Here is a 14,358-nt window from a genome sequence, read left to right as displayed (position 1 = left end):
TTGCACCCCCGCCGTCCCGGCTCAACCCGGCCGCCGGGTCGCCGATTGTCGGTCCAGGCTGCGAGGATGAGGCGCATGGCAGGGCTGATGCTTCTCGACACGCCGTCGTTGTACTTCCGGGCCTACTACGGCGTCCCTGAGTCGATGAAGGCTCCGGACGGCATGCCGGTCAACGCCGTCCGCGGCCTGATCGACATGATGGCCACGCTGGTGCGGGCCCACTCCCCCGGCGAGCTGGTCGCGTGCATGGACGCCGACTGGCGCCCCGCGTTCCGCGTCGCGGCGATCCCGAGCTACAAGCTGCACCGGGTGGCGACCGGCGACGAGGAACAGGTGCCCGACACCCTCGCGCCGCAGGTCCCCGTGATCGAGCAGGTCCTCGACGCCCTCGGCGTGGCCCGCATCGGGGTGCCCGGGTACGAGGCCGACGACGTCATCGGCACCTGCGCGGCCCGTGCCACCGGCGCGGTGGACATCGTGACCGGCGACCGTGACCTGTTCCAGCTCGTGGACGACGTGAAACCGTGCCGCGTCCTTTACACGATAAAGGGGATACGCAACCTCCAGGTGATCGACGAGGCCGCCGTCACCGCCAAGTACGGCATCCCCGGCCGCACCTACGCCGACTTCGCGACCCTGCGCGGCGACCCCAGTGACGGCCTCCCCGGCGTGCCCGGCGTCGGCGAGAAGACCGCCGCCGCCCTGATCACCCGCTTCGGCTCCCTGGACGTCCTGCTGGCGGCCCTCGACGCGGGCGAGACCGACGGCTTCCCCGCCGGCAGCCGCAACCGCCTCCTCGCCGCCCGCGACTACCTGACGGTCGCCCCCGCCGTCGTCAAGGTCGCCCACGACGCCCCCCTGCCCGACGCCGACCTCACCCTGCCCACCAAGCCCCGCGACCCCGCCGCCCTGGTGGCCCTGTCCGACCGCTACGACCTCGGCGGGCCCCTGAACCGCCTGCTCGCCGTCCTGTCCGGCTAGCGCCGCTACCCCGCTCACCCGTCGAGGCCGTCCTCCCGTTCCCCGCGTGAGCCGCACGGGCCGGGCGGCTGAGGCGGCCGGAAAGAACAAGACTGATGATTTTCCGCCGGGCCTTCTAGATTCCTCAGCGAATCCAGAGGAGGCGCGTGATGGCGGAGCTGTGGGAGTCCGGGGCCGGGGAGCTCGCGGAGCTGGTGCGGTCCGGGCAGGTGTCGTGCCGGGAGGTCGTGGAGGCGCATCTGCGGCGGATCGACGAGGTGAACGGGCGGGTGAACGCGGTCACCGTGGTGCTGGGGGACGCGGCGCTGGCGGCGGCGGACCGGACCGACCGGGCCCTGCGGCGCGGGGAGGCCGCCGGGCCGCTGGCCGGGGTGCCGATGACGGTGAAGGAGAACATCGACGTCGCGGGGTCGGCGACGACGCTCGGGATCGTGGCGCTGCGGGACGCCGTGGCCGAGCGGGACGCTCCGCACATCGCGGAGCTGCGGGCGGCGGGGGCCATACCGATCGGGCGGGGCAACATGCCGGAGTTCGGGATGCGGTGGCACACCGGCAACGACCTGCGGGGCGTCACGCGCAACCCGTGGTCGGCGGAGCACACGGCGGGCGGCTCCAGCGGTGGCGACGCGGCGGCGGTGGCGGCGGGCATGGCGCCGCTCGGCATGGGGAACGACGGGGCGGGGTCGCTGCGGTGGCCCGCCCGGTGCTGCGGGGTGGCGGCGCTGAAGCCGTCCCTCGGCCGGGTCGCCCTGATGGGCCCGGGGTCGCGGCCGGCGCCGTTCGCCTTCCAGCTGCTGAGCGTGCACGGGCCGATCGCGCGGAGGGTGGACGATCTGCGGCTGGCGTTCGCCCACATGTGCGGGCCCGGTGACGGCGACCCGTGGTACGCCCCGGTGCCGCTGCGGGGTCCCCGCCCGGCGGCGCCCCTGCGGGTGGCCGTGGTGACCGGCGCCGGCGAGGACGAGGCGGCCCGGGACGCCGTGCGGCGGGCCGCCGAGCTGCTCACCGGCGCCGGGTACGAGACCGAGGACCGCACGCCGCCCGCGCCGGCCCGGGCCGGCGCGTTGCACACCCAGATCATGTCCGCGTGGGGCCGGGTGCACGAGGAACAGCCTCCCGTCGAGACCGTCGCGTCCGAGGAGTTCGCCCGGTTCTGGGCGGCCTTCGAGGAGCCCTGGACCCGGGCCGCCGGCGAGCGGGCGTTCGACCCCATGATGGAACGCGCCGCCCTGGTCAGCGCCTGGGCCGCCTGGATGGCCGAGACCCCGCTGATCCTCGCCCCCGTCTGCGGCCGCCCCCCGTTCCGGATCGGCGCCGACCTGGACCCGGAGTGGCTCGCCGGCTGGCCCGCCGCGCTGCGCGTCACGGTGGCCGCCAACCTCCTCGGCCTGCCCGCCGTCACGGTCCCCACCGGCCGCTCCGGCGACCTGCCCGAGGCCGTCCAGATCATCGGCCCCCGTTTCCGCGAGGACCTGTGCCTGGACGCCGCCGCTGCCGTCGAGTCGGCGATCCCGCCCCTCACGCCCGTCACCCCGCGAGAGGGCCGTCCAGGTCAGCCGACGGAGGAGTAGGCGACGACGCCGCGGCGGAGGGCCTCCGTGGCCTTCGTGGCGTTCTGGCGGACCTTGGAGCCCTGGGGGGACGCCTTGGCGATCTGGTCCAGCAGGTCGAGGAGCTGTTTGGTCCAGCGCACGAAGTCGCCCGCGGCCAGGTCGTTCTCGGTGAGGACGGCGTCCAGGTTGTGGCCGCGGGCCCAGCGGTAGGTGGCCCAGGCGAAGCCGAGGTCGGGCTCGCGGACGAAGGACAGGGCGTGGTCGCGTTCGATGTTCTCCAGGTCGGCGAAGATGCGGACCATGGCGGCCAGGGCGTCCTTGGTGCGGCCCGCGGGGATCTTCGGCTGGCGGGCGTCGTCGGCCTGGCGGGACTCGTAGACCAGCGACGAGACGCACGCGGCCAGCTCGGCGGGGTCCAGGTCGTCCCAGACGCCGCCGCGCAGGCATTCGGCGGTCAGCAGGTCCAGCTCGGTGTAGAGCTGGGCGAGCCTGCGGCCCTGGGGGGTCACGGTCTCGCCCTCCAGGTAGCCCAGTTCGTCCAGCACGCCGCAGACGCGGTCGAAGGTGCGGGCGATGACGTGGGAGCGGCTCTCCATGCGGCGCCGCAGGCCCTCGGTCTCACGCAGCAGCTTGTGGTAGCGCTCGGCCCAGCGGGCGTGGTCCTCACGCTCGTCGCAGCCGTGGCAGGCGTGGGCGCGCAGCCGGCGGCGCAGGTCGGCGATCTCCCACTCGGGGGTGCCGGGGGCGGCGCCCGGGGCGTCGCCGGCGTCGTGGTCGCGGACGCGCACCGGCCGGCCGAGGTCGCGGTCGCCGATCTTGGCGTGCAGGGTGGCCACCAGGTTGGCGCGATCCTTGGGGGCGCGGGGGTTGAAGCCCTTCGGGATGCGCAGGCGCTCCAAGGGCTCGACGGGCACCGGGAAGTCGGCCGCGGACAGGCGCTTGACCTGCTTGCCGATGGTCAGCACCAGCGGCGACGGGCCCTCGGTGCGCATGGTGAGCCCGGGGTCCAGGATCACCGCCAGACCGGCCCGCCGCCCGCCGGGCACGCGGATCACGTCGCCGGGGCGCAGGGCCTCCAGCGACCGCATGGCCTGGGCCCGCCGCGCGGTGCCGCGCTGGCGCGACAGCTCCGACTCGCGGTCCGACAGCTCCCTGCGCATGCGGGCGTACTCCTGGAAGTCGCCGAGGTGGCACGTCATCGCCTCGGCGTAGCCGTCCAGCGCCTCCTCGGACCGGCGCACCTGCTTGGCGATGCCGACCACGGCACGGTCGGCCTGGAACTGCGCGAACGACGACTCCAGCAGCGTGCGGGCCCGCTCGCGCCCCACCTGGCCCACGAGGTTGACCGCCATGTTGTACGACGGCCGGAAGCTGGAGCGCAGCGGGTACGTACGCGTGCTGGCCAGCCCGGCGACCGCGATCGGGTCGGTGCCCGGCTGCCACAGCACCACCGCGTGGCCCTCGACGTCGATGCCGCGCCGCCCGGCCCGCCCGGTGAGCTGGGTGTACTCCCCCGGCGTCAGGTCGGCGTGGGTCTCGCCGTTCCACTTGTCGAGCTTCTCGATCACCACGGAACGCGCGGGCATGTTGATGCCGAGCGCCAGGGTCTCGGTGGCGAACACCGCCTTGACCAGCCCCTGCGTGAACAGCTCCTCGACGACCTCCTTGAACGCCGGCAGCATGCCGGCGTGGTGGGCCGCGAGACCCCGCTCCAGGCAGTCGCGCCACTCCAGGTAGCCGAGCACCGCGAGGTCCTCGTCGGGCAGGTGGGCGGTGCGCTCGTCCACGATCTGGCGGATCTCGTGGCGCTCGCTGTCGGTGGTGAGCCGGATCCCGGCGTGCAGGCACTGCAGCACGGCGGCGTCGCAGCCGGCGCGGGAGAAGATGAACGTGATCGAGGGCAGCAGCCCTTCGGAGTCCAGCCGCTCGATGACGTCCGAGCGCCCCGAGATCTGGGCGGACCGCCGCGGGCGGGTGTAGCCGCGCCGCCCGCGGGCCTGCGCCAGGCGCTGCTCGTCGCGGGAGATGCGCATCAGGGACGGGTTGATGCGCGGCCGGTTGTCCTCGTCCACGAACAGGTCGTAGAGCTGGTCGCCGACCATCATGTGCTGCCACAGCGGAACCGGCCGGTGCTCGTCCACGATCACCGTGGTGTCGCCGCGGACCTCGCCCAGCCACTCGCCGAACTCCTCGGCGTTGCTGACCGTGGCCGACAGGGCGACCACGTGCACCGACCCGGGCAGGTGGATGATCACTTCCTCCCAGACGGCGCCGCGGAACCGGTCGGCGAGGTAGTGGACCTCGTCCATGACCACGTGGCTGAGCCCCGCGAGGGTGGAGGACCCCGCGTAGAGCATGTTGCGCAGCACCTCGGTGGTCATGACGACGATCGGCGCGTCGCCGTTGACGCTGTTGTCGCCGGTGAGGAGGCCGACCTTGGCGGCGCCGTACCGGCGCACCAGGTCGTTGTACTTCTGGTTGGACAGCGCCTTGATGGGGGTGGTGTAGAAGCACTTGCTGCCCTGCTCCAGGGCCAGGTGCACGGCGAACTCGCCGACGACCGTCTTGCCCGAGCCGGTGGGCGCCGCCACCAGCACGCCGTCGCCCGCCTCCAGCGCCTGGCAGGCGTCGACCTGGAACTCGTCCAGGTCGAAGTCGTACAGCTTGCGGAAGGACGTGAGCGCGGGCCCGCTGCCGGCGTGCTTCTCCCGGAATGCGGCGTAGCGTTCCGCAGGCGTCGTCATGCGTTTCAGCCTACCGACAACCCCCTCCGGCTCCGGTCCGCGTCGTCCGCCTCCGGCGATCAGAACCCCGCCGGGGCCAGCACGCGCAGCGCGCCGGGATGCACCGCGCAGGTCAGCGGCAGGGACCCGATGCGCTCGCCGTCGGCGTACGCGACCACGCCCCGCGCCTCCAGGGTGATCTCCTTGCCGCGCATCGTGACGATCCCCGGGTGGCCGAGGTGGCCGCCCCGGTACACGCGGGGGAAGATCCGCAGGAACGCCGGCGTGGACATGTCGCCGACCACCGTCACGTCGAGCAGCCCGTCGTCGGGCCGGGCGTGCGGGCAGACGCGCATGCCGGCGCCGTAGGAGCGGGTGTTGGCGACGGCCACCAGCATGGCGTCGCGCTCCACCACCTCGCCGTCCACGGTGATCCGGAAGGGCAGCGCGCGGAACGAGCGCAGCTCCTGGGCCATGGCGAGCAGGTACTTGGCCATCCCCGGCGGGCGGGTCATCTGGTTGGCCCGCTCGTTCACCCGGGAGTCGAAGCCGCACGCCATCACGCCGGCGAACCACTCCTCCCCGCCGACGCGGGCGGCGTCCACGACGCGGGTCGCGCCCGCGACCACGATGCCGGCGGCGGCCAGCGGGTCCCGCTTCGGGATGCCGAGGGCGTCGGCGATGTCGTTGCCGGTGCCGGCCGGGATGATGCCGAGCGGCACGTCGGTGCCGGCCACGGCCTGCACGGCGAGGTGCACGAGACCGTCCCCGCCGAACGCGACCAGCGCCTCGGGGCCCTCGGCGACGGCCGTGCAGGCACGCTCCAGCGCGTCCTCGGGGGTCGTGCCCATGATCACCGAGACCGGCAGCTCGCCCTCCCGCAGGCGGCGCACCACCGGGTCGAGCATGCGCAGCGTGCGCCCGCCACGCGCCGCGGGATTCACCAGGACGACCAGCTCACCAGCCACAGCCGGAACATATCCAGCTAAGCCGGGCAAATCCAGAGGTACGACCGGGTCAGTCGGTACCGGAGGTGGCCGTGCCGTCCAGTTCCTCTTCCAGCGCGCGCTGCCGCTCGGCCTCCAGGCGGTCGGCCTTACGGTCGTGCGCGAACATGATGACCTCGGCGATCAGGAACATGCCGACCATGGGCAACGCCAGGGCCAGCATGGTCACGGGGTCCTGGCTGGGCGTGGCCACCGCGGCGAACACGAACATCAGGAAGATCACCAGGCGCTGGTGCTTCTTCACCATCTGGAAGCGCAGCACCCCGACGAGGTTCAGGAAGACCAGCAGCAGCGGCAGCTCGAACGACAACCCGAAGATCACGAGCATCGCCATGAGGAAGCCGACGTACTGGTCCATGCTGATCAGCGGGATGACGTTGCCCGGCGCGAAGCCGAGCAGCAGCGCCAGGCCCTTGTCCATCGTGAGGTACGCCAGGGCGGCGCCCGCGACGAACAGCGGCACCGACAACCCGAGGAAGCTCAGGGAGTAGAGCCGCTCGTTGCGGTACAGGCCGGGGGTCACGAAAGCCCACAACTGGTACAGCCAGATCGGGGCGGAGACCACCACGCCGAACATCAGGGCGACCTGGAGGTTCACCATGAACCCCTCGAAGACACCCTGGACCACCAGGGTGCACTCCCCCGCCTTGAGCTCGTGGGCCTGGGGCAGCCGGCAGTACGGGCCGGTCATGAAGACCCACAGGCGGTCGAAGAACAGGAACCCCACCACGGTGCCCGCGACCAGGCCGAGCACGGCCTTGGCGAGCCGGTTGCGCAGCTCGCGCAGGTGCTCCATCAAGGGCATGCGGCCGTCGGAGTCCGGTGGAGTGGCCTGGCCGTCATCGGCCGGGCGTGACCGTTTCAGCAGTGCCATGAAGGGCGTCCTGATCTCGCGAGCGGTCGGGCGGGGGGACGGATCAGGCGGAGCCCTGGTCCTTGGGAGCCGGGGAGCTCGGGGCGCTCGGGGTCTGGGCCGTGGTGCGCAGGCGGGCGTTCTCCTCCTCCAGCGTGCGCAGGCGATCCTCGACCGAGGGGCCCGCCGGCGGCAGGGACGGCTGCTGCTGGACGGTCGCCTGCGCCGGGGCCGGCGTCTGCGCCTGCTTGGCGTCGTCGTCCTCGTTCAGCTTGGTCGTCTCCTTCTTGAACAGCCGGAGCGACTGGCCGAGCGCCTTGGCGGTGTCGGGCAGCTTCTTCGCGCCGAACAGGAGGATGAGGACCAGAAGAATGAGGATCCATTCCATAGGGCCAAGAGTGGGCATGACACTTCCTTATGCCGGGCGACGTGCGTCTCAGCAACGATCGTACGCTCCCGAGGCGACTTCCTTCACCCCTCCTGCCGTCCTGAGGCGGCGATCGCGGCCCGCAGACGGTCCCGTACAGGCTCAAGACGGGAGGCGGCCCGCTCGATTTCACCGGCAAGCCGCCGGGCGGACACCAGCAGACGGGCGGTCAGGACCACCAGCGGCACCAGGCCGGCGACGCCGAGGGCCACCGCGGCGTAGATCCACGTCATGACCCGGCACTGTACCGAAACCCGCCGCCGGGTGAGCGGCGGAACCCGGGAGGCCGTGGCCCGGGGACACCCGCGGGGTTCAGCCGACGGACTCGTAGCGGGACAGGGCGCTCTTGGCCTGGTCGCGCACGCGGGCGGCCAGCGACGCCGGGGAGACCACCCGGCCGCTGTCGCCGAGGCGCAGCGCCAGGCGCACGAGCCAGCCCTGGTCGCGGGCGCGCAGCGTGACCCGCAGGCGGCCCTCGCCGAGCTCGGTGACCTCCTCGCACGGGTAGTACTCGGCGACCCAGCGGCCCCCGGCGGTCAGCTCGAGCTCCACCAGCTCGTCGGTGGGCGACGGGCGGAACACGCCGTCGGTGACGTCGATCGGCTCGGCCTCCGCCGGCGGGTCGGCCGCGACGTCCAGCATCGTGACGCCGATCACCCGGTCCAGCCGGAACAGCCGCATGCCGTCGGCGCGGTAGCACCAGCCCTCCAGGTAGGAGCGGCCGTCCACCATCATCAGCCGGGTGGGGTCCACCTCGCGCGGGGTGATCTCGTCGCGGCCCGGCACGTAGTAGCGCAGCGACAGGCGGCGGCCCCTGCGCAGCGCGTCGGTGACGGTCGCCGCGGCCGTGGCGTCCACGGTGGCGTCCGGCTGGAACGCGACCTGGCTGCTCACCGCCGCCGCGCCCTCGCCCGCCGCCTGCTCCAGCTTGGCGATCACACGGGCCAGCGCGTCGCCCTCGGCGAACTCCGGCAGCTCCGACAACATGCGCAGCGCCACCAGCAGCGCGCTGGCCTCGTCCACGCCGAGGCGCAGCGGCCGGGCGATGGTGTCGGCGTTGTCGATCAGGATCTCGCCGCCGTCCCACGAGACGTCGATGAGGTCGCCCGGGGTGTGGCCCGGCAGGCCGCACATCCACACGAGCTGCAGGTCGTCGACGAGCTGCTTCTCGGTCAGGCCGAACAGCTTGGCCACCTCGGGCACCTGTGCCCCCGGGTGCGACATGAGGTACGGCACCAGCGCCAGCAGGCGCGGCAGCCGGTCGGCGGTGCTCACGACCGCACCTTCCCTCGGCGGCGGACGTCCGCGCCGTCTCGTCCCGCGGTCACACCGGCGTCTCCACGCCGCCGGGTGACCGCCCCTCGCCGGCGTACGGTCACGCCATGGCTCCCTTCAAGCGGCGGATCACCGCGTCGCGGGCGTCCGGGGGGTCCACGACCTCGGCGTCGGCGCCGAAGCCGACCACAGAGCCGGCCAGCCACTCGGGGTCGGAGAACACGAGCGAGACGGTGTCCCAGCCCTCCTTGCCCGGGGCGACGTCGCCCGCCTGGCGCAGCCACTGGCAGGTGCCCTCGCGGACCCGCACGGTGGCCGTGCGCTCCGGCAGGAGGCTGTCGCGGTACCCGACCATGGACCTGATGTCCACCCCGGCGGGCACGGTCACCACGCCGGGGCGGCCCACCGGGGTGACCGGCCCGCAGATGCGGCTCAGCCGGAACACCCGGGGGGCCCTGCGCTCGTGGTCGTGGCCGACGACGTACCAGCGGCCGCGGCGGCTGACCACGCCCCACGGCTCCACGGTGCGGGTCAGCACGACCTCACTGCCCGCCGTGCGGTAGTCGAACCGGACGGCCCGGCGGTCGCGCACCGCCTCCCACAGGGCGGGGAACGCCGGGTCGCGGGTGTCGACGCGCAGCTCCAGCGGGCCCGCGGCCTCCTCGTCGGTCTGCACACCGGCGGCCCGCAGCTTCAGCAGCGCCCCGCTCGCGGCCTCGGCCAGGGTGGCGCGCTGCCACACCTGGGCGGCGAGGCCCAGCACCGCGGCCTCGTCCGGCTCAAGGGTGATCTCCGGCAGCTCGTACGACTGGCGCACGATGCGGTACCCCGGCTCGTCCTCCCAGGGGTCGCGGTGCACCTCGATCGGGATGCCGATCTCACGGAGCTCGTTCTTGTCGCGCTCGAACATGCGCTGGAAGGCCTCGTCGTTGCCGGAGTCGTAGCCCGGCACGGCGTGACGGATCTGCTCGGCGCTGAGCGGGCGCCGGGTGGCGAGCAGGCAGATGACGAGGTTCAGCAGCCGCTCGGTCTTCCGGCGGGACATCGGGCCTCCTTTCCCGGGGAAAACGCTACCCTTTCCGGCGTGATCAGATGGCGCAAGGGCGAGGTGATCGCGATCCGGCGTGAGTGGCCGGGGGCGGTGGAACTGGACGTGACCCTGCCCGAGGGGGACTGCCGGGCGCTGGCCTACCCCCCTCTGGTGGGCCGCCCGGAGCCCGGCGACACGGTGCTGCTCAACACCACCGCGCTCGCCATGGGCCTTGGTACGGGAGGGTACGCCATGGTCGTGGCGATTCCGGAGCGTTTGCCGGAAGATCCATCCGGTCCGGGGCACCTGGTCAAGGCGCGGTACACGCCGTTGCAGGCGACGGTCCTCGGGGCGGACGAGCAGGGGTCGCCCCATCACGAGGTCCTGCGGGAGGCCGATTCCCTTCACGGGATGCCCGTCGTGGTGGCCGACCTGCACTCGGCCCTGCCCGCCGTCCTGTGCGGGCTGTTCGCCGCACGGCCCGGGGTGCGGGTGGCTTACGTCATGACGGACGGTGGCGCGCTGCCCGCGTGGTTCTCCATGGCCGCCGCGCGGCTGCGGGAGATCGGGTGGTTGTGCGGGGTCGTGTCCACCGGCCAGGCGTTCGGGGGGGACGTGGAGGCGGTGACCCTGCACACCGGGTTGCTCGCCGCCCGGCACGTCCTGTCCGCCGAGGTCGCCGTCGTCGCCCAGGGCCCCGGGAATCTCGGGACGGGGACGCGGTGGGGGTTCTCCGGCGTCGCCGCCGGGGAGGCCGTCAACGCCGCCTCTGTGCTCTCCGGGCGCCCCGTGGCGTCTCTCCGGGTGAGTGAAGGCGACGCCCGGGAGCGGCACGTGGGGGTCTCCCACCACTCGCTCACGGCTTACGGCCGCGTGGCGCTCGCCCCCGCCCAGGTCGTGGTCCCCGAGTTGCCCGGCCCCTTCGGGAAGCGCGTCATCGAAGCCGCCGCCCCGCTCGGCTCCCGCCACGAACTCGTCCACGTGCCCGTCGACGGACTGTACGAGGCACTGGAGAAGTCCCCGGTACGCCTGTCCACGATGGGCCGCAGCCTGCCCCAGGACCCCGCATCCTTCCTCACCGCCGCCGCCGCGGGCCGCCACACCGCGTCCCTCCTGCCCTGACCCCCGTACGAGGCGCCGGATTCGCCGTACGTGAACCCCGCCGACGCGGCGCCGATCGGTGGCCGTTCACCGGGACGGGGGCGATCCCGCCCAGGCGGTGACGACAGACGGGCGCACCCCCGCACAAGGCGCCGGATTCACCGTACGTGGACCCCACCGACGCGGCGCCGATCAGGGGGCCGTTCACCGAGGCCGGGGCGATCCCGCCGGGCAGTGACGACAGACGGGCGCACCCCCGCACAAGGCGCCGGATTCACCGTACGTGGACCCCACCGACGCGGCGCCGATCAGGGGGCCGTTCACCGAGGCCGGGGCGATCCCGCCGGGCAGTGACGACAGACGGGCGCACCCCCGCACAAGGCGCCGGATTCACCGTACGTGGACCCCACCGACGCGGCGCCGATCAGGGGGCCGTTCACCGAGGCCGGGGCGATCCCGCCGGGCAGTGATGACAGACGGGCGCACCCCCGTACAGGGCGCCGGATTCGCCGTACGTGGACCCCGCCGACGCGGCGCCGATCAGGGGGCCGTTCACCGAGGCCGGGGCGATCCCGCCGGGCAGTGACGACAGACGGGCGCACCCCCGTACAGGGCGCCGGATTCGCCGTACGTGGATCCCGCCGACGCGGCGCCGATCGAGGGCCGTTCACCGGGACGGGAGGGGCCTCCCGCCGTGCGGAGTGGGACGGGCGGGAGCCACCCGCCCCTGCGGAGCTGGTCACCGGGACGGGAGGGGCCTACCGCCGTGCGGAGTGGGACGGGCGGGAGCCACCCGTCCCTGCGGAGTGGGTCAGCGGGGCGGGTGGGGGACCTTCCGCTCCGGTGGGGTGGGTCAGTAGACGCCGAGGACGTCGATTACGAAGACCAGGGTGTCGGTGCCCTTGATTTTTTCGCCGGAGCCGTTCTTGCCGTAGCCGAGGGCCGGGGGGATGGAGACCAGGACTCGGCTGCCTACGGTGGCGCCTACCAGGGACTGGTCCCAGCCCTTGATGACCTTGCCTGCGCCGATGGGGAACATCACCGGCTCGCCGCGTTCCCAGGAGCTGTCGAACTGGAGGTCGGTGCCCCAGATCTTGCCGGTGTACTGGACGAGGATGGTCTGGCCGGACTTCACGAGCGGGCCGGTGCCCTTGATGACGGTCTTGTTGACCAGGGTCTTGGGGGCGGGGAGGGAGGTCTTGGTGGTGAGGGTGGGGGCCTTGTCGCCGCCGGGGTTCTCCAGTTTCACGCCGGCCAGGCCGGGGTCGACGGCCTGGCCCTGGGCGGCCTTGGCGGTGGCGACGCTCATGACGTCCACGACGAAGACGCTGGCGGCGGAGGTGTCGGCGCCCTGCGACTGGGCCTGCTGGGCCTGCTGCGGGGAGAGGCTGTCCTTGGCGACGACGGCGAGGAAGCGGCCGCCGGGCTTGGCGTCCTGGAAGGCCTTGTGGATCACCGAGGGCAGCTTCTGGTCGACCTTGATGAGCTGCGGGGCGCCGTCGTCGTAGGTGGAGCCGGTGGCGGCGTTCTTCGTGCCGTCCCAGTTCCACGCCGTCAGGTTGGTGACCACCAGGTCGCCGGCCTTGACCGGGTCTCCCTGGCCCTCCTTGATCGTCTCGGAGGAGGAGGTGCCGGGCGGCTTGCCGGAGGGGAACGTCACCTGAGGCTTCTTGCCGAAGTCGCCGGCCACCTTCACCCCGGACACCGGAGTGGTCGGCTTGGCCGCCGTACCGCCGCCGGATCCACAGGCGGCGGCGAGAAGCAAGGGCACTGCGGCGGCGAGTACGGCCAGTCGGCGCATGGGTATCCCTCGGGAAGACGACACGTCCGCGTCACACTACCCGAACGCCGTGCCCACCAAGACCGCCGCCGCGAGTGATCTTGCCGAAGCCTGACCCCGCCTTGTCAACATCTCGCGTTCCGGTCGCCATCAGGCACACGGACATGACATCACCGCAGGCAGGAGCCCCGCGGGACGTCACCGCGCCCCTGTGGCGCCCGCCGGTGAACAGGTGAAACTTTCACCACCGGGCGCCATCGGGGCCGGCTCACATGCCGGCGATGAGCTTGTCCACCCGCTCGTCCACGCTGCGGAACGGGTCCTTGCACAGCACGGTGCGCTGCGCCTGGTCGTTGAGCTTCAGGTGCACCCAGTCGACGGTGAAGTCGCGCCGCTTCTCCTGGGCCTTGCGGATGAACTCGCCGCGCAGCCGGGCCCGGGTCGTCTGCGGCGGCACCGACTTGGCCTCGAAGATCTTCAGGTCGGACGCCACCCGCTCCACGGCGCCGCGCCGCTGCAGCAGGTAGAACAGCCCCCGCTTGCGGTGGACGTCGTGGTAGGCGAGGTCGAGCTGGGCGATGCGGGGCGAGGACAGCGGCAGGTCGTACTTCTCGCGGTACCGCTCGATCAACTGGAACTTGGTCACCCAGTCGATCTCGCGGGCCACGAGGTCGAGGTCGCCGGTCTCCACGGCCCGCAGCGTGCGCTCCCACAACTCCAGCACCCGCCGGGTGATGGCGTCGCCGCCGCGGCGCTCCACGAAGTCGCGCGCCTTGGAGAGGTACTCCTGCTGGATCTCCAGCGAGGACGCCTCGCGCCCGTTGGCGAGGCGCACCCGGCGGCGGCCGGTCATGTCGTGGGACACCTCACGGATCGCCCTGATCGGGTTCTCCAGGCTGAGGTCACGCATCACCGTGCCGGCCTCGACCATGCGCAGCACGAGGTCGGTGGCGCCGACCTTGAGCAGCATGGTGGCCTCGCTCATGTTGGAGTCGCCGACGATGACGTGCAGCCGGCGGAACCGCTCGGCGTCGGCGTGCGGCTCGTCGCGGGTGTTGATGATCGGGCGGGACCGGGTGGTGGCGCTGGAGACGCCCTCCCAGATGTGCTCGGCACGCTGGGACACGCAGTAGACCGCGCCGCGCGGCGTCTGCAGCACCTTGCCGGCCCCGCAGATGATCTGCCGGGTGACCAGGAACGGGATGAGGACGTCGGCGAGCCGCCCGAACTCCCCGTGCCGGCCCACGAGGTAGTTCTCGTGGCAGCCGTAGGAGTTGCCCGCCGAGTCGGTGTTGTTCTTGAAGAGGTAGATGTCTCCGGCGATGCCTTCCTCACGCAGCCGCTTCTCGGCGTCCACGAGGAGACCCTCCAGGATGCGCTCACCCGCCTTGTCGTGGGTGACCAGCTCCACGACGTTGTCACACTCGGGGGTGGCGTACTCGGGATGGCTGCCCACGTCGAGATACAGCCGGGCGCCGTTGCGGAGGAAGACGTTGCTCGATCGGCCCCAGGACACGACTCTGCGGAACAGGTACCGCGCCACCTCGTCGGGGGACAGCCTGCGCTGTCCCCGGAACGTGCAGGTGACGCCGTACTCGTTCTCCAAGCCGAATATGCGACGATCCATC

The 14,358-nt window shown here is 72.6% G+C and carries 12 protein-coding genes; 3 read left to right on the top strand and 9 right to left on the bottom strand.

All coding sequences use genetic code 11. The annotated features are described in order from the left end of the window. Positions 1-75 precede the first annotated feature (75 nt). Positions 76-981, top strand: coding sequence for a 5'-3' exonuclease (locus ABGB17_RS14315; RefSeq protein WP_347629427.1), 906 nt, complete (start codon positions 76-78; stop codon positions 979-981). 149 nt (positions 982-1,130) lie between these two features. Next, on the top strand, positions 1,131-2,552 hold the full coding sequence (locus ABGB17_RS14310; protein WP_347629425.1) for an amidase: 1,422 nt from the start codon (positions 1,131-1,133) through the stop codon (positions 2,550-2,552). Here the strand turns inward: ABGB17_RS14310 and ABGB17_RS14305 are convergent. The 7 genes from ABGB17_RS14305 to ABGB17_RS14275 form a co-directional block, all read right to left on the bottom strand. Further along, positions 2,534-5,278, bottom strand: a complete 2,745-nt coding sequence (locus ABGB17_RS14305; protein WP_347629423.1) for a DEAD/DEAH box helicase — start codon at positions 5,276-5,278, stop codon at positions 2,534-2,536. The two genes, ABGB17_RS14310 and ABGB17_RS14305, sit on opposite strands and share 19 nt — an antisense overlap. A 59-nt stretch (positions 5,279-5,337) precedes the next feature. Further along, positions 5,338-6,225: a YegS/Rv2252/BmrU family lipid kinase gene (locus ABGB17_RS14300; protein ID WP_347629421.1), complete on the bottom strand. Its 888-nt coding sequence runs from the start codon at positions 6,223-6,225 to the stop codon at positions 5,338-5,340. 49 nt (positions 6,226-6,274) lie between these two features. Continuing rightward, positions 6,275-7,138, bottom strand: a complete 864-nt coding sequence (gene tatC, locus ABGB17_RS14295; protein ID WP_347629420.1) for a twin-arginine translocase subunit TatC — start codon at positions 7,136-7,138, stop codon at positions 6,275-6,277. A 43-nt stretch (positions 7,139-7,181) separates the two neighbouring features. Further along, entirely contained in the window at positions 7,182-7,523 is a 342-nt protein-coding gene (tatA, locus tag ABGB17_RS14290; protein ID WP_347629418.1) for a Sec-independent protein translocase subunit TatA, read from the bottom strand. A 65-nt stretch (positions 7,524-7,588) separates the two neighbouring features. After that, complete coding sequence (locus ABGB17_RS14285) at positions 7,589-7,777, bottom strand: hypothetical protein (protein WP_347629416.1); 189 nt, start codon at positions 7,775-7,777, stop codon at positions 7,589-7,591. A 79-nt stretch (positions 7,778-7,856) separates the two neighbouring features. Further along, on the bottom strand, positions 7,857-8,819 hold the full coding sequence (locus ABGB17_RS14280; RefSeq protein ID WP_347629414.1) for a WYL domain-containing protein: 963 nt from the start codon (positions 8,817-8,819) through the stop codon (positions 7,857-7,859). A 100-nt stretch (positions 8,820-8,919) separates the two neighbouring features. Next, positions 8,920-9,864, bottom strand: a complete 945-nt coding sequence (locus tag ABGB17_RS14275) for a WYL domain-containing protein (RefSeq protein ID WP_347629412.1) — start codon at positions 9,862-9,864, stop codon at positions 8,920-8,922. A gap of 39 nt (positions 9,865-9,903) precedes the next feature. Between ABGB17_RS14275 and ABGB17_RS14270 the strand changes: the two genes are divergently transcribed. Continuing rightward, positions 9,904-10,971, top strand: coding sequence for a DUF3866 family protein (locus tag ABGB17_RS14270; RefSeq protein ID WP_347629410.1), 1,068 nt, complete (start codon positions 9,904-9,906; stop codon positions 10,969-10,971). Positions 10,972-11,803: 832 nt separating this feature from the next. Here the strand turns inward: ABGB17_RS14270 and ABGB17_RS14265 are convergent. Together ABGB17_RS14265 and pafA are read right to left on the bottom strand one after the other, a co-directional pair. Next, positions 11,804-12,751: an FKBP-type peptidyl-prolyl cis-trans isomerase gene (locus tag ABGB17_RS14265; RefSeq protein WP_347629408.1), complete on the bottom strand. Its 948-nt coding sequence runs from the start codon at positions 12,749-12,751 to the stop codon at positions 11,804-11,806. A gap of 247 nt (positions 12,752-12,998) precedes the next feature. Then, positions 12,999-14,357: a Pup--protein ligase gene (pafA, locus tag ABGB17_RS14260; RefSeq protein WP_347629406.1), complete on the bottom strand. Its 1,359-nt coding sequence runs from the start codon at positions 14,355-14,357 to the stop codon at positions 12,999-13,001. Between the last annotated feature and the right edge of the window lies 1 nt (position 14,358).

Source organism: Sphaerisporangium sp. B11E5, assembly GCF_039871875.1.
GTDB lineage: Bacteria > Actinomycetota > Actinomycetes > Streptosporangiales > Streptosporangiaceae > Sphaerisporangium.
Note: the sequence above shows the minus strand (reverse complement) of the source record. Positions and strands in the feature narration are given on the sequence as shown.